This is a genomic window from Bacillus sp. AF62 (genome assembly GCF_050312695.1).
GTDB classification, from domain to species: Bacteria; Bacillota; Bacilli; order Bacillales; family Bacillaceae_G; genus Bacillus_A; species Bacillus_A cereus.
This window is the reverse complement of record NZ_JBNPJZ010000298.1, coordinates 1-281: the sequence shown is the minus strand read 5'-3', so window position 1 is coordinate 281 and position 281 is coordinate 1. Positions and strand designations below refer to the sequence as shown.

The following is a 281-nucleotide window of genomic DNA, read 5'->3' as shown; positions in this document are numbered from 1 at the left end:
CACTTGAAAATAGCAGACAGAGTTGCTTATTGGCAGGTGTAGCGATTTTATTAAAAAGATTTTAAACAGGTTCTTAGCTTCAATGATATCTACCGTGTTATTTTTAAGATTCTTTTGCACTTTTTCAGCCAATGTTTTCGCTGCTTCTGATTCTTTCTTAGCGCTACTTGCTGTTTCATTCGCTTCTTTCACCAATTTATCTAGCTGATCCAGCATTTCTTGTTTCTCGCCGAATTTACTAAGGATTCGATTATAAATTTTTCGTAATTCTTCGTTCGGAT

General features: G+C 34.9%; 1 pseudogene. It reads right to left on the bottom strand.

The annotated features are described in order from the left end of the window. Positions 1 to 69: 69 nt before the first annotated feature. A pseudogene (locus tag ACQRBL_RS32830) lies at positions 70 to 281 on the bottom strand (hypothetical protein); the annotation flags it as partial.